Below are 26360 nucleotides of genomic sequence, written 5' to 3'. Positions count from 1 at the left end.
CAAGCATGACATGGGCAATACAACTTACTCGTCGCCATCGTCCTCCAGCTGCAGCGGGGCGGTCAGCTGCTTGTTGTTGCGTATGCCCAGCTTGCGCAATTTTTCCGCGCTGGTCATCAAGTTGCCGCGGCCGCTGGACAGCTGTTTCATCGCATCGGCAAAGGTGTCGCGACCGGCATCCAGCTGCTTGCCCAGCTTTTCCATATTGCCGACGAAGCCGACGAATTTGTCGTACATCGCCCCGCCCTGGCGCGCGATCTCCTGCGCGTTCTGGTTCTGGTACTCATAGCGCCAGATGCTGGCGACCGTGCGCAGCGTGGCCAGCAGCGTGCTGGGGCCGACGATCATGATGCGGCGCTCGAAGGCCTCGTTGAACAGGCTCATATCGTGCTGCACCGCCAGCAGATAAGCCGGCTCAACGGGTATGAACATGAACACGAAGTCCAGCGTGTTCAGCTTGTACAAGTCCTGGTAGCGCTTTTCCGACAACGCGCGGATATGGGCGCGGATGGCGGCGATATGGCCTTTCAGCTCCGCCTCGCGCGCGGCGTCGTTGTCGGCGGCGGTGTAGCGGACATAGGCGTTCAAGGACACCTTGGAGTCCACCACCAGTTGCTTGCCTTCCGGCAGGTCTATCACCACGTCCGGCTGGTAACGCTTGTTGCCGTCCTCGGTTTCCAGCGTGTCCGACACCTGAACCCGATACTCGCGATCCTTGGTCAGGCCAGAGGTCTCCAGCACCTTCTCCAGCACCATTTCGCCCCAGGTGCCCTGGGCCTTGCTGCTGGCGCCGGTCAGCGCGTTGGTCAACGCCACCGCATCGTCGCCCAGGCGCGTATTCAGCTCCTGCAAGCGTTTCAGCTCGGTTTCCAGCGTCAGCCGCTCCTTGCTGTCCTTGTCATAGGTGTCCTGCACCAGCTTGCCGAAGTTCTGGATGCGCTCGTGCAGCGGCGTCAGCAGCGCGCCAAGGTTTTGCTGATTCTGCTCGGTGAAGCGCTTGGATTTCTCCTCCAGGATGTCGCCGGCCAGGGCCTTGAACTGGTCGGACAGGGTCTGCCGCGCCTCCATCAGCAAAGCCAGCTTTTCCTGGCTCTGCTGGCGCTCCTGCTGCAGCGTGGTGACCAGTTCCTGCTCGCGCGCGGTCAGGCGCACGATGTCCTGCCCCTGCTGCAGACTGCGCGCCTCCAGCGCTTCCAGCACCCGCCCCTGCTCCTCACGCGCCGCGAGTTGCGACGCCAGCTCGCGCAACTCGCGCTGAGCCGAGGCCAGCGCCTGCTCGCGCTCCTGCAACTGCTTCTCCAGTTCCGGCACACGCTGGGCGCGGGCAATATAGGCGCCAAGCTGAGTCTGGCTGTCGGCCAGTTGCTGCGCTTGCGCTTGCTGCGCGCGGACGGCCTCCTGCTCGCGCGCCCTCGCCTCGTCCAGCTGCATGCGCAATCCCTGGCATTGCGCGTCTAACTGAGCGGCCTGCTGGCTGATTTGCGCCAGCTCCCTGGCCGCCCTGCTGCGCGCGGCAAACCAGGCCGCGCCGCCGCCCATCAAACCGACCAGCAGGCCGATGATCAACATTTCCATTCCATCTCCCCCATCGATGCCAGGCGTAGGGCGGATGCCCACAGGGCGATCCGCCATGTATCGCTTGCCATAAACAGGCGGAACGCCCGGCTTTGCCGGGCTTCCGCCCTACGTCACGCCGCCGCCCAGTGTTGCAGATAGACCTGCAGCTCCTTGCGCCCCTGCCATTCGTTGGCGATCAGCTGGTACACCGCCTGGATGCGGTCGGGCAGCCAATCGGCGTGATTGAACAGCATCGCGTCAAATTCGCAGCCCTCGCGGGCCAGGCGCAGCTTCAAGTGCTTGTCGCCCACCAGCTTCTGGTTCACCACCATGAACTGATCGTGAAAGTAAGGCACGGGGAAGCCCTGCCCCCACACTTCGGCCGCCAAGGTCTCTGCCAGATTCAGACTCAATTCGCGCGCAGGCAGGCTGCCGTCGGTTTCAATGGTGCGGGTAAGCTGCTTCTCATCCATCAACTCGCGCGCCACCGCCTCGAAAGCCTGCTGAAATTCGCCGAAGCGGCTTTCATCCAGGCTCAGGCCGGCCGCCATCGCATGGCCGCCAAACTTCAGGATCAGCCCCGGATGGCGCTTGTACACCAGATCGAGCGCGTCGCGCAGGTGAAAACCGGGAATCGAGCGGCCGGAACCCTTGATCTCGCCTTCGTCGCCGGGCGCGAAGACGATGGATGGCCGATGGAAGCGCTCCTTCAAGCGGGAAGCCACAATCCCCACTACGCCCTGGTGCCAGTCGTCGCGATACAGGCTCAGCGTGTAGCGGTTGCCGGCGTCGATGCCGGACAGCGCGGCCAGCGCCTCGTCCTGCATGCCGGCCTCGATGCCGCGCCGCTCGCGGTTCAGCTTGTCCAGCTCCTGCGCCAGCCGCATCGCTTGCTCTTCGTTGCTGGACAGCAGGCAGGCGATGCCCAGACTCATATCGTCCAGCCGGCCGGCGGCATTGAGCCGCGGCCCCAGCGTGAAGCCCAGGTCGAAGGTATTGGCCTTGAAGTGGGCGCGGCCGGCCACGCGGAACAAGGCGGCGATGCCGGGCGCCATCCGGCCGGCGCGCATGCGCTTGAGGCCGTTTTCCACCAAGGTGCGGTTGTTGCGGTCCAGCCGCACCACATCGGCCACCGTACCCAGCGCCACCAGGTCCAGCAGTTCGCCTAGATTGGGCTGGGTCTTTTCGTCGAACACCCCGCGCCGCCGCATCTCCACCCGTAAGGCCATCAGCACGTAGAACATCACACCGACGCCGGCCAGGTTTTTCGATGGGAACTCGCAACCCGGCTGATTGGGGTTGACGATCAAGGCATCCGGCAAGGTGTCGCCCGGCAGATGGTGGTCGGTCACCAGCACGTCGATGCCGCGCGCCTTGGCGGCCTCGACGCCGGCCACGCTGGCGATGCCGTTGTCCACGGTGACGATGATGTCTGGCCGTTTCTGCGCCGCCAGCTCGACGATTTCCGGCGTCAGGCCGTAGCCGTACTCGAAACGGTTGGGGACAATGTAGCTTATGGTCGCGCCCAGGGCGGACAGGCCCTTCACCGCCACCGCGCAGGCGGTGGCGCCGTCGGCGTCATAGTCGGCCACCACCAGCAGCCTTTGGCCGGCGGCGATGGCATCGGCCAGGCGGCGCGCCATAGTCTCGACGTTTTTGAGCGTTTGATAAGGCAGCAGGCCTTTCAGGCCATAATCCAGTTCCGTGCTGTCGACAATGCCGCGGGCGGCGTACAGCCGCGCCTGCAGCGGCGTCAGGCCTTGCCCCAGCAATTTCTGCTGCAGCTCGGCGGGGACTTCTCGGGTAACGATTTGCGACATGGTCTCTCAATACAGCGCCGCCAGCGGCCGCGCTCGTTTCCAGAATTTCCACAGATCCGCCGGCGCGATGCTCAGCTCAAAACCGGCCGGACCGGTGGCGATAATCGTCAGTTGCGCCAGCTTTCTGCGACGCAAAGCCTGTAACAGCGGGGCAAACCAGTCGCGCTCCAGGCGCTCCAGCGCCTCGCGCCAGCCCCAGGCGTCGCGATATTGCGCCGCCGCCTGCAAGGCGTCCAGCACCAGCAGCGCGTCCGCCTCGCCCTCCAAACCATCGAAGGCGAACGGCGCGCTGTCCGCCTGCATGCCGGATTCAGCGGCCAGCCAGTGCAAAACCTCGTCGTCCGCCAACAGGCGCGGCGCCGGCGCGCGCCACGCTGCCGGCTGGCCCTCGCCCCACAGCCACACGCTGTTGATGGCGAGTTCGCCGCGCATTTCGCGCTCGTCGTTGACTGGCTGGGTGTACAGCAGCATCTGCAGCTCGTTCAACATGCGGCTCCAGGCCAGGCCGGCTTCACCCTGCGGCAGATGATGGTTGATGTCCTCTCCCACCACGTCCCACAAGGGCGTGAAGCTGGCGGCCAGCGGCTTGGCCGCGTGCAGCAGCCAGCGTCCGGGCTGCAGCGGATGGAAAGTCAGGCCATCCTCGCCAAAGTGCCTGTTCAGCGCGTCGGTCAGCTTGACGGCCTCGTCGCGCGCCACCTGCATCACGCCGACATCGGCCAGCAGCGCGCGGTCGCGGTCTATGCGCAGATGCACCGGATCGGCCAGCAGCCACTCGCCAGCCCCCGCGTCCAGGCCGGCCTGGCGCGCGGCGAGCCGGGCCAGACCGGCCGGCGGCGCGCCCCATAGGCCGGCGATGCTGGCCGAAAAACCCTGCCCGCGGCGCTGCAGGACACCTTGGCCCAGCAGCCGCTGCAGCGCAGGCAGGCTCAGCCCCTTGCTGACTTCCGCGCCGTCGTGCGCATCCAGCCAACACAGGCCGGGCAATAACAGAGTCAGTTTCATCTTCTTGCCAAATGATTGAAAGCAAAGGCCATTTTGGCCGATAGGAATTAGGCGGGGACCATGATATCAGGCAAACTGTCGCATCTAGCTGGAACTATCGCCCCGGCCGCTCGCCAAACACGCTTTGGCATTCGCCGCCGCGGTGCCCAACCTCGTCAATATCTTGCATCAAGGCGGGCCGCCGCCCGCCTGGAAAAGTGATGGATTATCGCAAACTGCTACACATCCCGCAAAAGTGCGCCGACCGCTTGATCAACCACCACCTGAGCTGGCTGGGCGCGGCCGCTTGCCTGCCGCTTCTGGGCACCGCCACCGCCTTCGCCGTGGCCAACGGCGCTCAGGAAACCCTCCCGCCGCCGATCCTACAGCAACAGGTGGTGGAGCGGCTGGCGCTGCCGGAGTTTCGTTTTGTCGACAGCCAAACGCGCTACTGGCGCGACGAGTCCGTCAAGCGCGGCGACACCATCGCCCGCGTGCTGAACCGCGTGGGCATACGCGCCAACGAGGTGCGCGCCCTGCTCTACGGCGACAACGCCCAAGCCAAGAATCTGCTGAAGCTGAAAGTCGGCGCGACGCTGTCAGTGCAGACCAACGATGCCGGAGAGTTGTTCGGCCTGCGCTTCCTGCAGGATGACGACAACGGCGAGCAAAACCTGGTGGCGCTGGAGCAACGCGACGGCAAATGGCAGGCCAGCGCCGATCCGGTGGCGGCGGACAGCATGGAAACCGTGCGCTCCCTCACCATCAAACGCAACGCGGCCAGCGAATTGGCCGCCGCCCGCGTGCCGGCCGACATCCGCAATCAACTGGCCGAAGTGTTCTCCGACCAGTTCGAGCTGTCCAGCCTGAAAGCGGGCGACAGCATCAATCTGGTATACGAGACCATGGTGTACGCCGGCACCCCCATCGCCAGCGGCAACCTGCTGGCGGTTTCCATTCAACGCGCGGGGCAACTGTACCAGGCCTTTTACTTTGCCCATGACAGCGAAAGCGGCGCCTTCTACGACGCCGCCGGCAAGCCGGTGAAAAAGGGCTTCAGCCGGCAGCCTGTGGCCGGCGCCCGCATCAGCTCTGGCTTCGGCCTGCGCAAGCATCCCATCTTGCGCACGCTGCGCATGCACTCCGGCATCGACTACGCCGCCAGCGCCGGCACCCCCATCGTGGCGCCAGCCGACGGCGAGCTGGTGAAGGCGCAACGCGAAAGCGGCTACGGCAATGTGGCGATGATACGCCACAACGGCAGGCTGACCACGCTGTACGCCCACATGAGCGCTTTCGGCAAGGGCATCAAGCCGGGCGTCAAAGTCAAGGCTGGCGACATCATCGGCTATGTCGGCAGCACGGGGCGCTCCACCGGCGCGCATCTGCATTTTGAGGTTAGAATCAATGATCAGCCGGTGGATCCGGCCACCAACGCCCTGCCCACGCCGGGGCTAAGCCAGACCCAGCTCGCCCAGTTCGGCGCCAAACGCGTCGCGCTGAGCGCCAAGCTGAATCTGCTGCAGAGCATCCCGGCCAACGTTGCCATGATCGATTGATGAACGACCTATATATCGGAATGATGTCCGGCACCAGCCTGGACGGCGTGGACGCCGTGCTGGTGCGCTTTGACGAGGCCGGCCGCCCCGAGCTGCTGGCCGACCACGCCCTGCCCTATCCGGCCGAGATCAAGGCCGACGTCCTGGCGCTGCAGCCGCGCGGCCACGATGAACTGCACCGCAGCGAAACGCTGGCCGCGCGCCTGGCCGAAATCTACGCCCAGACCGTTGGCGAATTGCTGGCCAAATCCGGCCTGCAAGCCGACGCCATCCGCGCCATCGCCTGCCACGGCCAGACCATACGCCATGCGCCGCAAGACGGCTACACGATACAGCTGGGCAATATGTCGCGGCTGGCGGAGCTCTCCGGCATCGACGTGATAGCGGACTTCCGCAGCCGCGATGTGGCGGCCGGCGGCCACGGCGCGCCGCTGGTGCCGGCCTTCCAGCAGAGCGTGTTCGCGTCGCCCGATGAAAAACGGGTGATCCTGAATATCGGCGGCATCAGCAACCTCGCCCGGCTGCACCACGGCCAGCCCGCCATCGGCTTCGATTGTGGCCCCGGCAATATGCTGATGGATGCCTGGTGTCTGCGCCATACCGGGCAGCCGTTTGACGACGATGGCCGCTGGGCCGCCGGCGGCAATATTCACCCTCCCTTGCTGGCGGCCATGCTGGCCGAGCCGTATCTGCAACAGCCTCCGCCCAAAAGCACCGGCCGAGACCTGTTCGACGACGCCTGGCTGGAAGCCAAGCTGGCGGCGCAGCAATCCATGCCGTCGCCGCAAGACGTGCAGGCCACGCTGCTCGCCTTCAGCGCGCGCAGCATCGCCGACGCCATCCTGGCGCACTGCCCCGGCAATCAGGCGGTCTACGTCTGCGGCGGCGGCGCGCGCAACGGCGCGCTGCTGAATCAGATCGCGCGCCTGCTGGATGGCCAGCGCGTCTTGCCCATCGAGACGCTGGGCATGCCGGCGCAATTGATCGAAGCCATCGCCTTCGCCTGGCTGGGCTGGCGCTTCGTCCACCGCCAGCCGGGCAATCTGCCGGCGGTGACCGGCGCGCAAGGCCCGCGCATTCTTGGCGTGTTGCATCCGCGGTGAGCTGAAAACGGCACATCAGGCTATAATCAGCAGCTGTCATAGCCAAATATGAAAAAAATGCGATTTTTCAAGCGCAAGGCCGTAGTCAAGAATAATCAAACACCGCTGCCGCCGCAGCTGGTCTCCCTGCTCCGCGAAGCATGGTGGCTGCTGATGGCGGTGGCGGCTGTCTATCTGGTGCTGGTGCTGGCCAGCTATTCGCCGCTTGACCCGTCCTGGTCGCACAGCTCATCCGACCCCACCGTGCGCAATTACGGCGGTTCGTTCGGCGCTTGGCTGTCCGACATGCTGCTGTATGTCTTCGGCTTCTCCGCTTGGTGGCTGGTGGTGTTCTGCCTGGTAGCCATAGGCTGGGGTTACCGCCGAATCGAAAGCCTGGGCTTCAAGTTCAATCCCATCACCGCCGCCGCCGTCGGCGGCTTCTTCCTGTTGCTGCTTTCCAGCGCCAGCTTCGAGGCCATTGTGCTGGATGGCAAAATGGTGACGCTGCCGCTGGACGCGGGCGGCATGCTGGGCCACTACCTGGGCAAGCACTTTGCCCATGGCCTGGGGCTGTCCGGCGCCTATCTGTTGCTGGGCGTGCTGTCCGCCATCGGCTTTTCCCTGTTCACCGGCCTGTCCTGGCTGGACCTGATGGAAAAAATAGGCGGCGCGATCGAAGACGGAGTCATTAATCTTTGGCAGAGCTGGCAAGCGAAAAAAGACAGGGAAATCGGCAAGGAAACCGCGCAGAAGCGCGAAGAGAAGGTTTCCGTCGCCAAGAAGAAGATTGAAGAAGCCGCGCCGGTTCGCATCGAACCGCCGGTGCTAGACGTGCCGGTATCGGCCAAGGCGCAGAAGCCGGTGCAACAATCGCTGTTCGCCGACCCCAAGGACGCCGCCCTGCCCGGCCTGAGCCTGCTCGACGCGCCCAAGGAGCAGCAGGAGCCGGTATCGCAGGAGACCGTGGAGTACACATCGCGGCTGATCGAGCGCAAGCTGGCGGACTTTGGCGTGGAGGTGAAGGTGATCGCCGCCTATCCCGGCCCGGTGATCACCCGCTACGAGATCGAACCCGCCGTCGGCGTCAAGGGCGCGCAGATCGTCAATTTGATGAAGGATTTGGCGCGCGCGCTGTCGCTGGTCTCCATCCGGGTAGTGGAAACCATACCGGGCAAGACCTATATGGGTCTGGAGCTGCCTAACCCCAAACGCCAGATCGTCCGCCTGACCGAGATCATAGGCTCGGACAGCTACCAGAACATGGCGTCCAAGCTCACCATCGCCTTCGGCAAGGACATCGCCGGTCAGCCGGTATCGGCCGACCTGGCCAAAATGCCGCACGTGCTGGTGGCCGGCACCACCGGCTCCGGCAAATCGGTGGCGATCAACGCGATGATTCTGTCGCTGCTGTACAAGGCCACGCCCAAGGAAGTGCGGCTGATCATGGTAGACCCGAAAATGCTGGAGCTATCTGTCTACGAAGGCATCCCGCACCTGCTGGCGCCGGTGGTGACCGATATGAAGCAGGCAGCCAACGCGCTGAACTGGTGCGTCGGCGAGATGGAGCGCCGCTACAAGCTGATGTCCAAGCTGGGCGTGCGCAATCTGGCGGGCTTCAACCAAAAGATCAAAGATGCCGAAAAGAGCGGCGAGAAGATTCCCAATCCGTTCAGCCTGACGCCGGAAACGCCCGAGCCGCTGGACACCCTGCCGCTGGTGGTGGTGGTGATTGACGAACTGGCCGACCTGATGATGGTGGCGGGCAAAAAGATCGAGGAGCTGATCGCCCGCCTGGCGCAGAAAGCCCGCGCCGCCGGCATCCACCTGATTCTGGCCACCCAGCGGCCATCGGTCGACGTCATCACCGGCCTGATCAAGGCCAATATTCCGACGCGGATCGCCTTCCAGGTATCCAGCAAGATAGACAGCCGCACCATTCTGGACCAGATGGGCGCGGAAGCCTTGCTGGGACAGGGCGATATGTTGTTCCTGCCGCCGGGCACCGGCTACCCCAACCGCGTGCATGGCGCCTTCGTATCCGACGAGGAAGTCCACCACGTAGTGGAGTTCCTGAAGACAACCGGCGAACCGGACTACATCGAAGGCATCCTCACCGGCCAGGCTGACGGAGACGACAGCGCCGCCGGCGCCGGCATCGACGGCGAAAGCGATGCCGAGTCCGACCCGCTGTACGACGAAGCCGTCGCCATCGTGGTCAAAACGCGCAAAGCATCGATCTCCTCGGTGCAGCGCCATCTGCGCATAGGCTATAACCGCGCGGCGCGGCTGATCGAGCAGATGGAAAGCGCCGGCCTGGTTTCGCCGATGGAAAGCAATGGCAACCGCACCGTGCTGGCGCCGGCCCGGCAAGACGATTAAGCCCTCGGGGCGCCGCGCGCCCTTTCTTCGATATCAATAAGGATGGCCATGCCCCGCTATCTGCCCGAACCCGCATTCCGCCACGATTACACGCCCAAAATCGGCGTGCTGCTGATGAACCTGGGGACGCCAGACGCGCCTACCCCGCAGGCGCTGCGCCCGTATCTGAAGCAATTCCTGTCCGATCCGCGCGTGATCGAGATTCCGCGCCTGCCATGGTGGCTGATCCTCAACGGCATCATCCTCAACACCCGTCCCAAGCAATCGGCCAAGAAGTACGCCAGCATCTGGACCAAGGACGGCTCGCCGCTGCTGCTGCACACCCGCAATATGGCCAAATTGCTCAAAGGCCAGCTGGGCGAAATGGGGTTGCGCGACTTGGTGGTGGATTACGCGATGCGCTATGGCAATCCGTCCATCGAAAGCGTCATCGGCAAAATGCGCGAGCAAGGCGTGGAAAAGCTGCTCCTGCTGCCGCTGTATCCGCAATATGCCGCCTCGTCCAGCGCCACCGCGTTGGATGAAGCCTTCCGCGTCTTGACGCGGCTGCGCAATATGCCGGAAGTCCGCACCGTGCGGCATTTTCACGACGATCCGGGCTATATCGCCGCCTTGGCTGCGCAGGTGCGCAAGCACTGGCAATACGGCCAACAGCCGGACAAGCTGGTGATGAGCTTCCACGGCGTGCCGCGCTTCACACGCGACAAGGGCGATCCGTATCACTGCGAATGCCAGAAAACCGGCCGCCTGCTGGCTGAGGCCCTGCAACTGCGGCCGGATCAATACGTCATCACTTTCCAGAGCCGCTTCGGCCGCACCGAATGGCTCAAACCGTATACCAGCGAAGTGCTGGCCCAGCTAGGCAAGGAGAAAACCGGCAAAGTGGATGTCATTTGCCCGGGCTTTGTCGGCGATTGTCTGGAAACGCTGGAAGAAATCGCCATGGAAGGCAAGGAAACCTTTCTCAGCAACGGCGGTGGCGAATTCCGCTACATCCCCTGCCTGAACGAAGACCCGCAATGGATCACCGGCTTGGCGACAATTGTAAAAAACAATCTGCCGGGTTGGCTGGAAAAGCCGGCAGAAGATGGCCGTACCCGCGCCGCCCGCGCCCATGACATGGGGGCAACCCACTGACATCAAGCGCAAGACGACCGCGCCCCTCATTCTGACAAATCCTTACAAATCAAAGACAAAAAACCGTCATCGGGCATATTGCGATTTTCGCGACATGCCCGTTTTCAATTTGTTTTGCGCAAAATGTAAATAATAATCCTATATTCACTAGGTCTGCGGCATTCCACATTGACACCCCGATAAACTGGTCACCATAATCAGTTGCAACTGACCACCGCAAAAAGGTGTAGTTGGTTTACCGAAAGAGATCATCAAAGTCTACACAGAAAGATTCAGGGGAAATCTCTATGAATAAATATGCTCGCCTCAGCCTGATCGCCACCGCCGCGCTCGCCATGGTTGCCTGCAGCAAACAGGAACAGCCGGCCTCGGGACAGGCCGCCTCCGCTCCTGCCCAAGCCGCTTCCGGCGGCGACAGCTCCACCGTCAAGATCGGCCAGGTTTCGCCGATGTCGGGTCCGATCTCCCACCTGGGCAAGGACAACGAATACGGCGCCAAGCTGGCCATTGAAGACCTGAACGCCCAAGGCGTCGAGATCGGCGGCAAGAAGGTCAAGTTCGAACTGGTGTCGGAAGACGACCAGGGCGACCCGAAAATCGGCACGCAAGTCGCGCAGCGCCTGGTTGACGCCGGCGTAGTGGGCGTCGTTGGCCACTTGAACTCCGGCACCACCATCCCGGCCTCCAAGATCTACTCCGATGCCGGCATTCCGCAAATCTCCCCGTCCGCCACCAACCCGGACTACACCAAGCAGGGCTTCAAGACCACCTTCCGCGTGATCGCCAACGACGTGCAGCAAGGCAAGGCGCTGGGCGAGTTCGCCACCAAGGAGCTGAAGGCCAAGAAGATCGCCATCATTGACGATCGCACCGCCTACGGCCAAGGCCTGGCCGACCAGTTCGAGGGTTCGGTCAAAGCCAATGGCGCGGAAGTGGTCAAGCGCGAGTTCACCAACAACACCGCCACCGACTTCAACGCCATCCTGACCTCGATCAAGTCCACCAAGCCTGACCTGGTGTTCTACGGCGGCATGGACGCGCAGGCCGGCCCGCTGGCCAAGCAGATGCAGCGCCTAGGCATCAAGGCCAAGCTGATGGGCGGCGACGGCTGGCAGACTCCGGAGTTCATCAAGCTGGCCGGCGACGCTTCCGATGGCCAATACGCCTCCAGCTGCGGCATTTCGCGCGACAAGATGCCGGGCTTCAAGGCCTTCGACGACAAGTTCAAGAAGGAATTCAACACCGACGTGCAGATCTACGCGCCGTTTGAATACGACGCCGTGATGGTGCTGGTTGACGCGATGAAGCGCGCCAAGTCCTCCGACCCGAAAGTCTATCTGCCGGAAGTGGGCAAGACCGACTATCAGGGCGTGACCGGCCACATCGCCTTTGACGACAAGGGCGACATCAAGAACGGCGCCGTCACCGTGTACCAGGTGAAGAACGGCAAGTGGGAAGTGGTGTCCACCGTCGGCGGCGAAGCCAAGTAAGCGCAGAGATGGAAACAGAAAGAGGCGCCACCGGCGCCTCTTTTTTTTATTCCGCCGGATCCAGCGGCGGCCATGCCCGCCCATCAATCGCGGAAGCTGACCTGCTGCTTCATCATCGCCGCCATCGCGGCTTTCTGAATGTCTTCCGAGATCAGCATCGCCGCGTTCCATCCCGCGACAAACTGCAGCCCATCGGCCACGCTGCGATCGCGGCTGTAGTTCATCACTTCCTTGGTGCCGCGCACCGCCAGCGGGGACTTGCCGGCAATCAGCCAGGCGCTTTGCATGGCGGCGGCCAGCAGGGCCTCTTCGTCCGCCAGCACCCGGTTGACCAAGCCGACATCCAGCGCCTCGTCCGCCACCACATCGCGTCCGGTCAGCGCCATCTCGCGCGCCACGCCTTCCCCGACGACCCGAGGCAGCCGCTGCAAAGAACCGACATCCGCCACCATGCCGATATCCACTTCGCGCACGCCGAATACCGCATCCTTGGCCGCCAGGCGGAAATCCGCGGCCAGCGCGATGTCCAGCCCGCCGCCCAGACAGGCGCCGTGGATCGCGGCGATCACCGGCTTGCGGCAACGCTCCAGGCTGCTCACGCAGTCCTGCAGGTCCAGAATGAGGCGGCGCAGCTTGTCGCGCTTGCGCGCCTCGCATTTGTCGTCGATCTGCGACTGCAGCCCCACCATCATGGTCAGATCGATGCCGGAGCAAAAGTGCTTGCCGTTGCCAGCCAACACCACCACCCGCACCGAAGGCTCGCCATCGGCCCAGTCCATGGCGCTGCGCAAGTCCTGCCACATCTGCCAATTCAAAGCATTGGCCTTGTCGGCGCGATTGAAGCGGATCAGCGCCACCTTGTCGTCAAGCTCAACCGTCAGCGTTTGCAAAGAGATCATGCCGCGCTTACCTCGGGACGTTTTTTGGGAATCCAGGCCCACAGCATCTCGCAGACGATGGGCGACTCGCCCGATTCGTCGGTGACGTTCACGGCAACCAGCACTTCGCCCTTGTCCTGATCGTACATGGACTGGATCTGTTGCGGGGTCAGCGTCGCCACGGCTCGCATATCGCCCTGCGAGCGCTTGATGTAGTTGACCTTCATCGATTTGAGCAGCATCAGCTTGTCGTCGGGCATATTCATCCCCACCACAAAGCCGGTGGAGGTTTCCGCCAGCAAGGCCATCGCCGCCGCATGGACGCCGCGGATATGGTTCTGCACTTTCTTGCGATTGCGGATCGATACCGTCAGCCGGTCATGGCCGACTTCCTCGAAGCGCAGGCCCGCGGTGGCCAGGAACGGGACGATCTTGCCGAACATCATCGACAGCACAGGCCGGCGCCAGCCTACCGGCAACTTGCCGACTTTGTCCGCGATACGACTCATGCTGTTCTTGCGATACTCCATGCTACCCCCTCTATTATGGTTCTCGTGTCGTTATATTTGTTTCAGGCCCAGCATCACCCTTGCCTGCTCCTTCAACAGCGGCAATGCGTTCTCGTCGATGCGCGCCAACTGCAAGCCGCCCTGCAGCGCGGCGAACAGCAGCATGCCTACCGCTTCCGGGGTGCCGGCATAGCGCATGGCGCCGACTTCGCGGCCCTTGCGCACGATGGCCACCGCCCACTGCCGCATCTCGTCGATGAAGGCGGCGGCTTCCTGCCGCATGTCTTCCGGCAGCGTTTGGAATTCGGTGCTGAAAATTCCGCTGGGGCAGATCTGCTTGCGTTGCTGGTAATACTGGTCCGACAGTCCGAAGTAGCTTTCCAACTGCTCGGCTGCGCCCCAGCCGGCCTGCTGCTCGATAAAGCGTTGAAAACGCCGGCGATAGCGCTGGATCAACGCCACCCCCAGATCGTTTTTTTTGGGAAAATGGTAATGGATGGCGGCATTGCGCACACCCAGCTCGCTGCTGATGTGCTGGTAACTGAAACCGTTGAAGCCGCGCGTCAGCAGCAACTCCTCGGCCAGATCGAGAATGCGCTTGCGGGTGTCGGTTTTGCTGTCGGAACCATTATGCATCGAAACACTCTACTTACTGGTTAGTAAGGTGTCAATCGCCGCTCCCGCTGCGGCGTTCCTCTGTCCGGAGCGGTGCCACATAAACTAAAATGATGGCTGCTCCTATTCCCGAAACGCGCGCCCCGCGCGCCCATTCTGCCAAAACATGACCGAACACATTGCTCCCGATCTGGAATCCGCCCTGCGCCGCCTGTGCCGCGAACCCGGCCAGACCGAAGCCCTGGCGGGGCTGATCGCCGCGCTGCGACCCGATAAGCGACAAGCGCCTCAACAGGCGACCATCAGCCTGCAGGCGCTGTCCTTCCTGCTGGAACATCACGCCGACTACCGCCAGGCATTGCGGCAGTCGCTCAGCACGCTGCTGGCGGAGAGCCGGCAGATTCCGCTGTACACCGAGGCCGGCATTCTGGCCAATGACGGCTTCGGCGCCACCCTGCTGCACCGCCTGGGCGAGCGCATGCTGCCCATGCCCTACAACCCCGACTCCCTGCGCGACCGCTTCGGCCTGCTGTTCAACCGACAGGATGATTACCAATGGCTGGGCGCGGTGCCGGACGTCACCTGGCACGCCCTGTGGCGCGCCATGGCCTGGCATGAAACGCCGCGCCAGGACAGCGAGCGCCAGACGCGCCTGCAATTGCTGGAATCAGTGCAGGTGCTGTCGGCGCGCATCACCGCCATCGGCCTGGAGCCGGAACTGGTGCGGGTGTGTCCGGAAGTGGAACGCTTCGCCTCGCCTTTCATGCACCTGAACGCCGAAGTGCAGCGTTACGTCGACAGCTATCGGCAGGCGCTGGTGGATGGCGTGCCGCCGCCGGAAGACGAAAAACAGGTGCTGGTGCTGCTGGAGCAGTGCGAGGCCATCCTGGGCCGGGTACGCAAAAACGCCGCGCGCTACGGCATCTCAGTCAATCTGACCTATCACAGCCTGCGCCTGGCGCAAAGCATCGCGCGGCTGCGCGCGCTGCTGGAGCTGCTATCTCCGGAACATGATCCGGCGCAGCGACCGCAGCTGTTCCGCCTGCTGGTGGATTTCGCCCGCGCCGAAAACCGCAAGTACAGCGTGCGCGACCTGTTCAAATCCAATACCGAACTGCTGGCGCTGCAGGTAACCGAGCACGCCGGCCGCCACGGCGAGCATTACATCGCAGAAGACCGCCGCGACTGGTCCAAGATGGGCAAGGCGGCGATGGGCGCGGGCTTCATCGTCGGCTTCATGGCCCTGATCAAGCTGATGCTGGCGCGCGGCCACCTTCCGCTGCTGTGGGAGGGCATAGGCTTTGGCCTGAACTACGCCATCGGCTTCATCATCGTGCAGATCCTGCACTTCACCATCGCCACCAAGCAGCCGGCCATGACGGCGGCCCGGTTGGCCGCGGTCTTGCATGAACAACACGGCCGCAAGAAGCAGCTGGAACAACTGGCGGAGCTGATCGTCAAGGTGGTGCGCACCCAGTTCGTCGCCATCATGGGCAACGTGATGCTGGCCATCCCGACGGCGGCGCTGATCGCGCTGGGCTGGAACGCGCTGTTCGGCGCGCCGGTGGTCGACGCTGCCAAGGCGCAAAAGCTGCTGCACGAGATCGATCCCATCCACAGCCTGGCACTGCCGCACGCCGCCATCGCCGGGATATTCCTGTTCCTGTCTGGCCTGATCGCCGGCTACTACGACAACAAGGCCATCTACCGGCGCATTCCGGAGCGGATCGCCGGCCACCGCCTGCTGCGCAAGGTGCTGGGAGAGAACCGCGCCTGGCGGCTTGGGCATTACATCGAGCATAATCTGGGCGCGCTGGCCGGCAACTTCTACTTCGGCATGTTCCTGGGTCTGACCGGCACCATAGGCACCATCCTGGGCCTGCCGCTGGATATCCGCCACATCACCTTCTCGTCGGCGAACCTTGCCTTCGCCACCGTGGCGCTGGATTTCCAGGTGCCGCTGACCGTCGTGCTGCTGGGCGTCGCCGGGGTAGCCTTGATCGGCGTGGTCAACCTGGCGGTCAGCTTCTTCCTCGCGCTGTGGGTGGCGTTGCGCTCGCGCAAGCTGTCCGGTTCGCTGCTGCTGCCGCTGATTCCCATGCTGGCCAAGAGCTTCCTGCGCCAGCCGCTGCGCTTCTTCATCCCTCCCGCTTCTGTGGCGCCGGCCGCGGAAGCCGAAACTGCGCCGGCCGACACCACCAAGAACTGACCCGCGCCAGGCGCTAGCGCATACGCTGGCGCTTGGTTCGTCATGCCAGAATCTAAGTTCTAACGCAGACAATCGGCGATCTTCTAGTTATAAATACCTAGGATACTGATCTCTCGAACCCGGCGAGTTGCGCAGGATGGCTCGCCCGGTCGCCACCGGCCTGCCGAGGTAGCCATGGATTTGGAACAAGAACTAGCCAACCACGCCGAGTTGAAACAATGCCTGAAAGAAGCGCTGTCCAGGCAGAACACCCTGGATGCTGATACGGTCTCCCGTGACGACCGCTGCGAACTGGGCCAATGGCTGCACAGTCATGCCAAAGGCGCCTATGGCGGCCTGGGCATCCTGCAGACCTGCATCAGCCGCCATGCCATGCTCCATCGCGAAGCCGGCCAGATCGCGCGCCTGATCAATCAGCGCCGGTTTCAAGACGCGGCGCGCGCCTTGGACGATGATGCCCTGGATGTGGCGATCAGCGCGGCCGCTTCGTCAATCCACCTGCTGCGGCAGGCGATAGGCGAGGACAAGCCAGAGTCCGCATGAACATCACGGCCGCGTTTGGATGCGGCTTTCCAGAATCGATGATGCAGCCAGTGCGCCCCGCCTCATCAAGCCTGGCGAGCCGCCCCTAACTTCGCCTAGCCAGCTGCGCAGACAAGGCCATCGCCGCCCGCCAGGCAAAGGCATAGATGGAAAGCTGCGGATTGGCGCCTATGCTGGTGGGAAATATCGAACCATCCGCCACCGTCAGATTGCGCCATGACCAGTGGCGTCCATGGTCATCGACCACGCTGCGCGCCGGATCGTCGCCCATCGCCATGCCGCCCATGACATGGGCGCTGACTAACTTGGCCTGCAGCGCCTGCAAGGGCAGTGCCTCTATCATCGCCTTGGCCTGGCCAAGACGGCTTGCCGGATTGGACTGCTCGTGCAAGGGCAGCACGATTTTCGCGCCGGCCGCGAACTGTATCTCCGCCATCGCCAGCCAACTGCGCCGCACGCCATCCCACAACACGTCATTCAGCGGATAATCAAGCAGCGGCGAGCCATCGCCGCGCAGCTTCACTTCGCCGCCGACGCTGTCTTCATTGAAGCCATCACGCAGCAGCGCCAAGGTGGCATGCAGATGCGGAAACTTGCGCCACAGCCCGGCCTGCTCCGGGCCGAAGCCCGGAAACGTCACGCTGGCGAGCAAAGGATGGATAGGCGGCACCTCCAGCTTGAAGCCAAGCGGGCCATCCAGCGGCTGGGTATGCATGTAATGGTCGGAATAGACGGTTTGCGGCGCGCCATTGTAAGGCTCCACCCGCTCCGGCATCAGCGCTGCAGACAGCGCCACCGGATGCAGAAAGGTGCGTTTTCCGGTCAAGCCGGACGGGTCGGCCAGTCCGCTGCGCAGCATGATGGCGGGCGTGCCGATCGCGCCGGCCGCCAGCACCACATGGCGCGCGCGCACCGACAATGTGCGCCCGCTGGGCGTAACCCCGTCGGCCGACAGCAGGCTGCCCTGCACCTCGGCGATGCGGCGCTGCGCCTGGTCAGGCTGCAAGCGGTCTACCCGAGCCCGCGTCAACAGCCGCGCGCCCTTGTCCAGCGCGGCGGGAATACAGGTCACCAGCATGGATTGCTTGGCATTGGTCGGACAACCCATGCCGCAATACCCCAAATTCCAGCAACCGCGCACATTGCGGCTGATCCGGGCGTGGCGCAGCCCCAGCGCCAGACAGCCGCGCTCCAGCACCAGATTGTTGGCGTTCGGCTCACCCTGCCAAGGCGCGATGCCCAGCCGCTGCTCGACTTTGTCGAACCACGGCCGCATGGCGTCTTCGCTGAGAGCCGTCAGGCCGTGCTGATCCCGCCACCAGCGCAGAGTATCGCCCGGCGTACGGAACGAACTGGTCCAGTTGACCGTGGTGCCGCCGCCAACCGCGCGGCCCTGCAGAATCGATATGCCCTTGTCCGCTGTCTGGCGCGCGGCCGATTCCTGGTACAACTGCGGATAGGCTTTCGCCTCGCTCAAGCGGAAATCGGACGAACTATACAGGCCGCCTTCTTCCAGAATCAGCACATCCAACCCGGCCTGGCTCAGCACCTCGGCCGTGATGCCGCCGCCGGCACCGCTCCCTATGATCACCACATCGGCTTCCAGCTTGAGATCCTGGCGCTGCGCCGCGCCATCGATGACCTTCCAGCCTCCCGCGATGCCCTGCCGTATGGGATCGACTATTTTATCGCTCACGGCAAACGCTCCATCACCATGGCAGGCTGCTGATAGCCTATGGCCGCCCAGCTTGCCGGGTTTCCATACCAGGCGGCATTGATCAATTGATGGAGTCCTTGATAGGCGCTGCGCAGCAGCAGAAAGCGGCTGTTGCGCCAGCTTTGCAGAAAGCTGGCCAGCGCATCCGGCGCAGCCTGCCCCCACGGCGCGGGCACGCCGGCCAGCCAACGCCTTGCCCAACGATTGCCCAACAGATCAAACAGCTGCCGCACTTCGTCGCGGCTGGCCGGCGGCAGTCCGGCCACCGCCTGGTCCACGCCCGCGACAACGGCGGCCAGCGGCAGGTCACGAAGCCCCAGCATCACCGGCGCCAGCGCGGCGATGATCTGCGCATCCGCCGGCCGCAGCCAGCGCAGCGCGCCCCATTCCGTTTGAGCCGAGTCTTCGACTGCCGGCGCCGCCAGATAGCCTGCCAGCGCCAAGGCCGCCGCGCCCAGCGCGCCCGTCTGCAAAAACTGTCGTCTGCTTGGCATGTCAGCGCCGCAACATCAACTTCAACATCCACTCCACCAGGCGGCCATAAGGCGGCCGGGTCATCCAGGTGCCGGCCAGACGGCTCTGCCGGAATACCGGCTTGAGCTTGGAAAAGGTCAGAAAACCCTCGCGCCCATGGTAATGCCCCATGCCGGAAGGGCCAACGCCGCCGAACGGCAGGCTCTCCTGCACCACATGCAGCAGGGTGTCGTTGACGCTGACGCCGCCTGAAACCGTTTCTTTCAGCACCCGCTCGACGCGCAAAGCGTCATCGTCGAACAAATACAAGGCCAGCGGCCGCGGCCGGGCGTTGATATAGGCCAGCGCCTCGTCGAACTTGTCGTAGCTGACCACCGGCAGGATGGGGCCAAAAATCTCCTCGCGCATCAACTCGCAGTCATCCGGGCAGTTTTGCACCAGCGTCAACGGCAGCTTGCGGCTGCCCTCCGCCGCCTCGCCGTCGGGGCTCAGGCTCTCGATGCGGGCCCCGGCCTGGCGGGCGGCATCCAACCAGCATTGCAGCCGGCTGTAATGCCGTTGATTGACGATGGCGCTGTAATCCGGGTTGTCCGCCAGCGTCGGATACATGCGCTTGGCGGCGGCGCGGATCTCCTCGAGCAGCGCCTCGCAATCCTTGGCATTGACCAGCAGATAATCCGGCGCCACGCAGGTCTGCCCGGCGTTCAGCATCTTGCCGGCGACGATGGCTTCCGCCGCGCGTTTGAGATTGGCGCCGCGCGCCACCAGCGCCGGAGACTTGCCTCCAAGCTCCAGCGTCACCGGCGTCAGGTTTTCTGCCGCCGCGCGCATCACATGGCGGCCTACCGCGGTGGAACCGGTGAACAGCAGATGATCGAACGGCAGCCGGGTGAAGGCCTGGGCCAGCTCGGCGTCGCCATTCACCACCGTCAGCAGATCATCGCCGAAATACTGCCGCGCCAGCTTTTGCAGCAGCTCGCCCGTGGCCGGCGTGTATTCGGACATCTTGACCATGACTCGGTTGCCTGCCGCCAGCGCAGCGGCGACAGGGCCAAAAGACAGAAACAGCGGATAATTCCACGGCACCACCACGCCGACCACGCCCAGCGGCTGCGGAATCACGCTGGCGCTGGCCGGTTGGAACCAGATGGAAACGCTGCGGCGGCGTGGCTTCATCCAGGTTCGCAAATGGCGACGGGCATGGCGCACTCCTTCCAGTGAAGGGAAGAGCTCCGCCAGGCGGGTTTCCACATCGCTGCGATGACCGAAATCGCGGCTGACGGCGTCAACCAGCGCCTGGCGGTTTTCCTGCATCAAGCGTTCCAACGCGGCCAGCCAGGCGCGCCGGGTTTCCGCTGACGGATACGGCGCCGCCCGCGCGACGGCCTTGAGCCGGGAAAACGACTCGAGCAGCGCGCTCTCGGCTTCTGTGGGCATTTTGATGGCGTCCATGTATGATCCTTCTTGCTTGCAAGAGCCGAACAACCGTTTAGAGTTCGCGCTCTAGCCTAGATTAGCACCAGCCCCCTCGCCTGTCACTATGCCGGCCGCTTATGTCTCAGTCCAAACAGCCACGCGGCCTCGTCCGTAGTATCATCGTCGGCAGTATCGCCACTCTAGCCATCGCCTGACTCCATGCTGATCGATTTCTTTTACGCGCTGCGCAATGCCGGCCTGCCGGTCACCCTGAAAGAATTCCTGCTGCTGTTGGAGGCGCTGCAACGCAATGTCGCCTTCGGCAATCTGGATGAGTTTTACTATCTGTCGCGGGCCGCCCTGGTCAAGGACGAAAAATACTTCGACCGCTTCGACCAAGTGTTCGGCCATCACTTCCAGGGGCTGGAAATGGCGCTGGATGACCTGCAGCGCGCCATTCCCGAGGACTGGCTGCGCAAGCAGGTGGAAAAATATCTCAGCGAAGAAGAAAAGCGGCAGCTGCAGGCCATGGGCTGGGACAAGCTGATGGAAACCCTGCGCCAGCGGCTGGAGGAGCAAAAGGAACGCCACCAGGGCGGCAACAAGTGGATAGGCACCGGCGGCACCAGCCCGTTCGGCGCCTGGGGCTATAACCCGGAGGGCGTGCGCATAGGCCAGAACCAGTCGCGCCACCGCCGCGCGGTGAAGGTGTGGGACCAGCGCGAATTCCGCAACTTCGACGACAAGACGGAATTAGGCACCCGCAACATCAAACTGGCGCTGCGCCGGCTGCGCGAGTTTGCCCGCGACGGCGCCGAAGAAGTGCTGGATCTCGACGCCACCATCGCCGCCACCGCTCGCAAGGCCGGCATGCTGGATATCAAGATGCAGCGCGAACAGCACAATAGCGTCAAGGTTCTTGTGCTGTTCGACGTGGGCGGCTCGATGGACGACCATATCCGCGCCTGCGAGGAACTGTTTTCCGCCGTAAAGACCGAATTCAAGCACCTGGAGTATTTCTACTTCCACAACTGCGTCTACGAATCGGTATGGAAGGACAACAACCGCCGCCACAGCCAACGCTTCCCCACCTGGGATCTGATCCACACCTTCGGCCGCGACTACAAGCTGATCATCGTCGGCGACGCCAGCATGAGTCCGTACGAAATCACCTTCCCCGGCGGCAGCGTCGAGCACATGAACGAGGAATCCGGCGAAGTCTGGCTGCGCCGGCTGCTGGAGCACTTCAAACACGCCGTCTGGCTCAACCCCTTGGCCGAAGAAGCCTGGCCCTACACCCAGTCTGTGAGCATGCTGAAGCAGCTGATGGGAGAACGAATGCATCCGCTCACGCTGGCTGGACTGGACCAAGCGATGCGCGATCTGAAAAAAACCGCCGCTCCGGTCAAAAATTAACGTCGGCACACAAATTTTTGCTTGAGTCCCAAGCAAGTTGTAGCCCAGAATGAACTCAGAGGCGGCCACACATGATCCGAAACCCGCCTCGGATTCAGCCACGGGGAGTCATACCATGCAAATCCTTCTTTTAGCCGCCCTGTTCATTGCGGTGATCGCTGTCGCCAAATTGCTGGCTACCCCGGTTCAACAGCAAGGAAAGCTGGTGCCGATCCGCATCCGGACTGACGAGCAAACTCGTCGCCGCCGCTGATCCCATCGCGTCTTGTCCCGCAAAAGCGCGCCTCTGGCGCGCTTTTTTGTTGCTGCCGCGCCAAGCACGCATTGCAAACCGCTTGAAATACAAATTCACATGTCTTCTTAAAGCTGCAACACAATCACGACTGATTGCCACTAGAATGGCCGCGCATTAAAACAATGTCATTCATAACCGCAAAGGATCATGTCGTGAAGAAACTCGTTCTTGCTGCCTGTCTGCTCGCCCTGCCCCTGGCCGCCCTGGCCGACGCCAAATCCGACTGCCGCGCTGCCGCCGGCAGCTACCTGACCGGCACCGTGGTGAGCGGCCCCAGCTATGCCTATGGCCAGAACCTGAATGGCGTGGAGCTGTCGCACACCCACGTCCGCCTGAAAGCGGACCAAGACGGCCGCACCTATGACGTAGCCATGGACAATGTATTCGCCTCCGGTTATGACTCCGCCGGCGAAGACGTGCCGTACCCGCTGAACACCATCCAGGCCGGCGACCGCCTGCAACTGTGCGGCCAGCTGTATACCAGCGGCGTCGGCATCCACTGGGTGCATACCAATTGCGGCGCGCAGCCCACTCGCCGCCAGCCCAATGGCTGGGTCAAGAAGATCAATGCCGATGGTTCGGTCAGCGGCAACTACGAAGCGAATACCGAATACTGCCAGCTGTGGCCGTAAGCCCGCCTCTGCGGCAGCCATGAAAAAAGCGCACCCGAGGGTGCGCTTTTGCTTGGCCAGCCAGACAGCTTAGAAGTCCCTTTGCGGCACCAGCACGGTCCGGTTGCCATTGCTTTCCATCGGGCTGACGATGCCGGCGGCTTCCATTTCCTCGATCAGCCGAGCCGCGCGGTTGTAGCCGATGCGCAGATGGCGCTGCACGCCCGAAATAGACGGTTTGCGCGTGCGCAGCACGATCTCCACCGCCTCATCGTACAGCGGGTCGGTTTCCGTCGCCGCCTGCGCCTTGGCGGTGGCGGCGGCCGACTCCTCGTCCGCTTCGCTTTCTCCGGTCAGCAAGCCTTCTACATAATCCGGCTCGCCAAACTGCTTCAAGTGCTCCACCACGGCATGCACTTCGTCGTCGGTGACGAAGGCCCCGTGCACGCGCTGCGGATAGCCGGTGCCGGGCGGCAGGAACAGCATGTCGCCCTGTCCCAGCAGCGATTCGGCGCCCATCTGGTCCAGAATGGTCCGGCTATCCACCTTGCTGGACACCTGGAAGGCGATCCGCGTCGGAATATTGGCCTTGATCAGGCCGGTGATCACGTCCACCGAAGGCCGCTGAGTGGCCAGAATCAGGTGGATGCCGGCGGCGCGGGCCTTCTGCGCCAGGCGCGCGATCAACTCCTCGATCTTCTTGCCGGCCACCATCATCAAGTCGGCAAACTCGTCGACCACCACCACGATGAAAGGCAGCTTGTCCAATGGCTCCGGCGTTTCCGGCGTCAGGCTGAACGGATTGTCGATGCGCCGCCCGGCTGCCGCGGCTTCCGCCACCTTCTGGTTGTAGCCGGCCAGATTGCGCACGCCCATGGCGCTCATCAGCCGATAGCGGCGCTCCATCTCGCCCACGCACCAGTTGAGCGCGTTGGCGGCCAGCTTCATATCGGTCACCACCGGCGCCAGCAGGTGCGGAATATCGTTGTAGACCGACAATTCCAGCATCTTCGGGTCGATCATGATGAAGCGCACTTCATCCGGCGTGGCCTTGTACAGCATGGACAGAATCATCGCGTTGACGCCCACCGACTTGCCGGAGCCGGTGGTGCCCGCCACCAGCAGGTGCGGCGCCTTGGCCAGATCCATCACCACCGGCTCGCCGGTGATGTCCTTGCCCAGCGCCAAGGTCAAGCGCGAGGCATTCTGCTGAAACACGTCGGCGCAGAAGATTTCCGACAGGCGGATCATCTGCCGCTTGGGATTCGGCAACTCCAGCCCCATGCAGGTCTTGCCCGGTATGGTTTCCACCACGCGGATCGATGCCAGGCCCAGCGCGCGCGACAGGTCTTTCATCAGGTTCACCACCTGATTGCCGCGCACGCCCACCGCCGGCTCCACCTCGTAACGGGTGATCACCGGGCCGGCGTAAGCATCCACCACGCTCACCTTGACCTTGAACTCGGCGCACTTCTCCTCGATCACGATGCCGCGTTCGATCAATTCGTCCTGGCTGCACGCTTCCTGGACGCCATCGGCCGGCCGCAGCAAATCCAAGCCCGGCAGCATGGCGTCATCGTAGCTTGACCGCGGGACCGGCTCCGGCGCAAGCGCCGACTCCGATTGCGGCGCGTTGTCGGCAACGGGCGCCGGCATCGCAGCGGCCGGCTTGTCGATCAAGACCCAGGGCAAAGAAACAGCGGGCTCGGCTTCAGCCACCGGAGCAGCCCCTTCTTCTTCGGCGGATGTGGCGACGGCAAGCGGTTGCGGCGCAGTTTCCGAGATGGCTTCAGCCTGCGACGGAACGTCCGCCTCAGGCTCCGATGCCGGCTCAACTACCGGCGCCTCCATCAGCACCCACGGCATGGGCGTGGCAGCCAGGCTGGAGGCAGCCGCCGCCAGGGTCGGGGCGGCAGGTTCGATACCCGCGGGCGCGGGGGCTTTCCGCTCACTTTCCGGCTTGACGTCAGATGGCGACGGCAACACCTCGCGGGTCTGCGGCCAGCGCCACGGCGTGCGCATGGCCGTCGTCTCGACGCGCTCCGACGCCACAGGCGCCGGCAGCGGTGCCAGTCCCGGAGCCACCGATGGCTCAAACGTCGTCGGCTCGAGCGCGGCCTCAACATCACCGTCCATACGGGCAACGGCCTCCGATGCGGCGGGCTGCGGCTCCGCCGCCTGCTCTTGAACAGAGGATTCATCAATCGCGCCCAACACCGGCCAAGGCTCGGCGGAGGCGCCGTCTGCCTCGACCTGGAGGGGCATCGGCGACTGCAGCGCTGGCTCGGCTCCACTTTCAGCCTGCGGCGTTGCGTTGACTACAATCGGCTCGCGAGGAGCGGCATCTCCGGGAGTGGCTTGGGCAGGCTGTGGCGGCGTCTCGGTCGGCGTGATGCGCCATATAGGGTCTGCGCTGATTCTCGGCGCCGCCGGTTCCGGCTTGCGCAAGTGCTCCAACACCACCAGGGGGCGGACCGGCTCCGGCTTGGCCTCCGGTTTGGATCGCGGAATCGGCACCAGCTCCACCGGCGGCAGCGGCCTGGGGGCAGGTTCGGGAGCGCGCCGATGCGCATGCAGATTGGCCACGGCGGCGCGCACTTCCTGGCTGGCTATCGTCGGCAAGGGTTTCTCATCCTTGCCCGCCGGCTCGATGCCGCGCACGCGTTGGCGGCGTCGATAATCCTGCCGCATATTGCTTTGCATTTCAGACAGGCCGATTACCGGCAGATCACTGGACTCGGGCAGGCGCGGCTGCTGGCGTGGCTTCTTGCGGTGCTCGCGGGAAAGCTCCAGCGTCGGCAGATCCGCTGGCGGAGCGCTGAACTGCGGCGGCCGCCGCTTAGGCAACGTGATGGTTTCGCGGGGCTTTTCCGCGCTGGCATGGAATGGGGCCGGACGCTGACGGGGAGCGGGCCGCGGCGTGGCGAGCGGCGGCTCAGGCGTAGCGGGCGCGGCGCGTGACGGCTCCGCAGCCGCGACCTGCGCCGCTGGCTCGCGGGGAGGCTTCGGCGCCATGGCAGGCTCATCTTCCGACGGCCGCTCGGCTTCTTCTGCGAAATAATCCGGCTCGTAACGCTCGGCGCGCCCCTCCACGCCGAGCACACTATCCAGCTTTTGCTTCAAGCGGTCCAGCGGCATCCGGCCGCTCTTGATCAGCCAGCCGGCCAGCCCCAGCAATACCAACGCAATGACTACAAACCACACAATCGCAAACCCCGAATCGAATCCGCCCGCGCCTGGCGCGCGGCAGTATTATTCATGGCAGCCTGATGATGGGATGCATCCGCCAAGCCGCCTGTCACTTTATGTCCGAATTGTAACGGTTTTACCGGCGCGGCGGCAGCGGGCATGCCTAGCCCCGCGCTAAATCAGCGCCAGATCAGCGCCTGCACGGCGATCGCGAACAAAGCGGCGATCACATCGTCGATCATCACGCCGAAACCGCCGCCGACACGCTGATCAAACCAGCGGATCGGCCATGGCTTGACGATGTCGAATAACCGGAACAGCGCGAAAGCCAGCAACCAGCCCGCCCAGGCGGCTGGCGCAAAGGCCAGCACCAGCAGCATGCCCACCACTTCGTCCCAAACGATGCCGCCATAGTCATGCACGCCCAGCGCTTTGCCGGTGACATCGCAAACGTAGACGCCGATCAGAAACAGCGGC

General features: G+C 63.7%; 21 protein-coding genes. 10 read left to right on the top strand and 11 right to left on the bottom strand.

Annotated features, from left to right (window positions below; genetic code table 11):
* Window positions 1–24: 24 nt before the first annotated feature.
* From C2134_RS13085 to C2134_RS13075, 3 genes are all read right to left on the bottom strand, one after another.
* Entirely contained in the window at window positions 25–1575 is a 1551-nt protein-coding gene (locus C2134_RS13085; protein WP_103320611.1) for a DNA recombination protein RmuC, read from the bottom strand.
* A gap of 113 nt (window positions 1576–1688) precedes the next feature.
* A complete protein-coding gene (recJ, locus tag C2134_RS13080; RefSeq protein WP_103320610.1) occupies window positions 1689–3377 on the bottom strand; it encodes a single-stranded-DNA-specific exonuclease RecJ in 1689 nt (562 codons plus the stop codon).
* Window positions 3378–3383: 6 nt separating this feature from the next.
* The gene (locus tag C2134_RS13075) at window positions 3384–4382 is read right to left on the bottom strand and encodes a hypothetical protein (RefSeq protein ID WP_103320609.1); all 999 of its coding nucleotides are present in this window, start codon (window positions 4380–4382) and stop codon (window positions 3384–3386) included.
* Window positions 4383–4582: 200 nt separating this feature from the next.
* Here C2134_RS13075 and C2134_RS13070 point away from each other — a divergent pair, with 200 nt between their 5' ends.
* The 5 genes from C2134_RS13070 (at window position 4583) to C2134_RS13050 (ending at window position 12011) form a co-directional block, all read left to right on the top strand.
* Window positions 4583–5920 (top strand): peptidoglycan DD-metalloendopeptidase family protein, encoded by a 1338-nt coding sequence (locus C2134_RS13070; protein ID WP_103320608.1) that lies wholly within the window; start codon window positions 4583–4585, stop codon window positions 5918–5920.
* Window positions 5920–7023, top strand: a complete 1104-nt coding sequence (locus C2134_RS13065) for an anhydro-N-acetylmuramic acid kinase (protein WP_103320607.1) — start codon at window positions 5920–5922, stop codon at window positions 7021–7023. The genes C2134_RS13070 and C2134_RS13065 overlap by 1 nt, the downstream gene beginning before the upstream one ends.
* Before the next feature lie 57 nt (window positions 7024–7080).
* Window positions 7081–9384, top strand: coding sequence for a DNA translocase FtsK (locus tag C2134_RS13060; RefSeq protein ID WP_103320606.1), 2304 nt, complete (start codon window positions 7081–7083; stop codon window positions 9382–9384).
* Window positions 9385–9432: 48 nt separating this feature from the next.
* Entirely contained in the window at window positions 9433–10521 is a 1089-nt protein-coding gene (hemH, locus tag C2134_RS13055) for a ferrochelatase (RefSeq protein ID WP_103320649.1), read from the top strand.
* A gap of 287 nt (window positions 10522–10808) precedes the next feature.
* Window positions 10809–12011, top strand: coding sequence for a branched-chain amino acid ABC transporter substrate-binding protein (locus C2134_RS13050; RefSeq protein ID WP_103320605.1), 1203 nt, complete (start codon window positions 10809–10811; stop codon window positions 12009–12011).
* Between the two features lie 83 nt (window positions 12012–12094).
* Here the strand turns inward: C2134_RS13050 and C2134_RS13045 are convergent, their stop codons facing one another.
* Genes C2134_RS13045 through C2134_RS13035 form a run of 3 tightly spaced genes read right to left on the bottom strand, consistent with a single transcriptional unit; the run spans window position 12095 to window position 14034 of the window.
* Window positions 12095–12910 carry a crotonase/enoyl-CoA hydratase family protein gene (locus tag C2134_RS13045; protein WP_199179935.1) on the bottom strand — a complete coding sequence of 272 codons (816 nt, stop codon included), beginning with the start codon at window positions 12908–12910 and terminating at the stop codon, window positions 12095–12097.
* Window positions 12907–13398, bottom strand: coding sequence for a DUF4442 domain-containing protein (locus C2134_RS13040; protein ID WP_233163821.1), 492 nt, complete (start codon window positions 13396–13398; stop codon window positions 12907–12909). Before C2134_RS13040 ends, C2134_RS13045 begins: the two co-directional genes overlap by 4 nt.
* Before the next feature lie 51 nt (window positions 13399–13449).
* Window positions 13450–14034: a TetR/AcrR family transcriptional regulator gene (locus C2134_RS13035; protein ID WP_103320603.1), complete on the bottom strand. Its 585-nt coding sequence runs from the start codon at window positions 14032–14034 to the stop codon at window positions 13450–13452.
* 145 nt (window positions 14035–14179) lie between these two features.
* Here C2134_RS13035 and C2134_RS13030 point away from each other — a divergent pair, with 145 nt between their 5' ends.
* Both C2134_RS13030 and C2134_RS13025 read left to right on the top strand, forming a co-directional pair.
* Window positions 14180–16222, top strand: a complete 2043-nt coding sequence (locus C2134_RS13030) for a site-specific recombinase (RefSeq protein WP_103320602.1) — start codon at window positions 14180–14182, stop codon at window positions 16220–16222.
* A gap of 174 nt (window positions 16223–16396) precedes the next feature.
* The gene (locus C2134_RS13025; RefSeq protein ID WP_103320601.1) at window positions 16397–16765 is read left to right on the top strand and encodes a CZB domain-containing protein; all 369 of its coding nucleotides are present in this window, start codon (window positions 16397–16399) and stop codon (window positions 16763–16765) included.
* 85 nt (window positions 16766–16850) lie between these two features.
* Here the strand turns inward: C2134_RS13025 and C2134_RS13020 are convergent, their stop codons facing one another.
* Genes C2134_RS13020 through C2134_RS13010 form a run of 3 tightly spaced genes read right to left on the bottom strand, consistent with a single transcriptional unit; the run spans window position 16851 to window position 20408 of the window.
* Window positions 16851–18461, bottom strand: coding sequence for a GMC family oxidoreductase (locus C2134_RS13020; protein WP_233196440.1), 1611 nt, complete (start codon window positions 18459–18461; stop codon window positions 16851–16853).
* A complete protein-coding gene (locus tag C2134_RS13015; RefSeq protein ID WP_103320600.1) occupies window positions 18458–18976 on the bottom strand; it encodes a twin-arginine translocation signal domain-containing protein in 519 nt (172 codons plus the stop codon). The genes C2134_RS13020 and C2134_RS13015 overlap by 4 nt, the downstream gene beginning before the upstream one ends.
* A 1-nt stretch (window position 18977) precedes the next feature.
* Complete coding sequence (locus C2134_RS13010) at window positions 18978–20408, bottom strand: coniferyl aldehyde dehydrogenase (RefSeq protein ID WP_103320599.1); 1431 nt, start codon at window positions 20406–20408, stop codon at window positions 18978–18980.
* Window positions 20409–20591: 183 nt separating this feature from the next.
* On the opposite strand from C2134_RS13010, the gene C2134_RS13005 reads away from it, so the two are divergent.
* From C2134_RS13005 to C2134_RS13000, 3 genes are all read left to right on the top strand, one after another.
* Window positions 20592–21788, top strand: a complete 1197-nt coding sequence (locus C2134_RS13005) for a vWA domain-containing protein (RefSeq protein ID WP_103320598.1) — start codon at window positions 20592–20594, stop codon at window positions 21786–21788.
* 115 nt (window positions 21789–21903) lie between these two features.
* The gene (locus C2134_RS21565) at window positions 21904–22041 is read left to right on the top strand and encodes a hypothetical protein (RefSeq protein ID WP_158248768.1); all 138 of its coding nucleotides are present in this window, start codon (window positions 21904–21906) and stop codon (window positions 22039–22041) included.
* A gap of 194 nt (window positions 22042–22235) precedes the next feature.
* The gene (locus C2134_RS13000) at window positions 22236–22715 is read left to right on the top strand and encodes a hypothetical protein (RefSeq protein ID WP_199152768.1); all 480 of its coding nucleotides are present in this window, start codon (window positions 22236–22238) and stop codon (window positions 22713–22715) included.
* Window positions 22716–22784: 69 nt separating this feature from the next.
* Here C2134_RS13000 and C2134_RS12995 read toward each other — a convergent pair whose 3' ends face one another.
* Window positions 22785–25898 carry a DNA translocase FtsK gene (locus tag C2134_RS12995; protein WP_233196439.1) on the bottom strand — a complete coding sequence of 1038 codons (3114 nt, stop codon included), beginning with the start codon at window positions 25896–25898 and terminating at the stop codon, window positions 22785–22787.
* A 164-nt stretch (window positions 25899–26062) separates the two neighbouring features.
* Window positions 26063–26360 (bottom strand): phosphatidylglycerophosphatase A family protein (locus C2134_RS12990; protein WP_146042159.1); only part of this gene is annotated, 298 nt, incomplete at its 5' end.

The organism is Chromobacterium sinusclupearum, assembly GCF_002902845.1.
Taxonomy (GTDB): Bacteria; Pseudomonadota; Gammaproteobacteria; order Burkholderiales; family Chromobacteriaceae; genus Chromobacterium; species Chromobacterium sinusclupearum.
The sequence above is the reverse complement of the archived record's forward strand: the minus strand, read 5'-3'. Positions and strand labels throughout refer to the sequence as shown.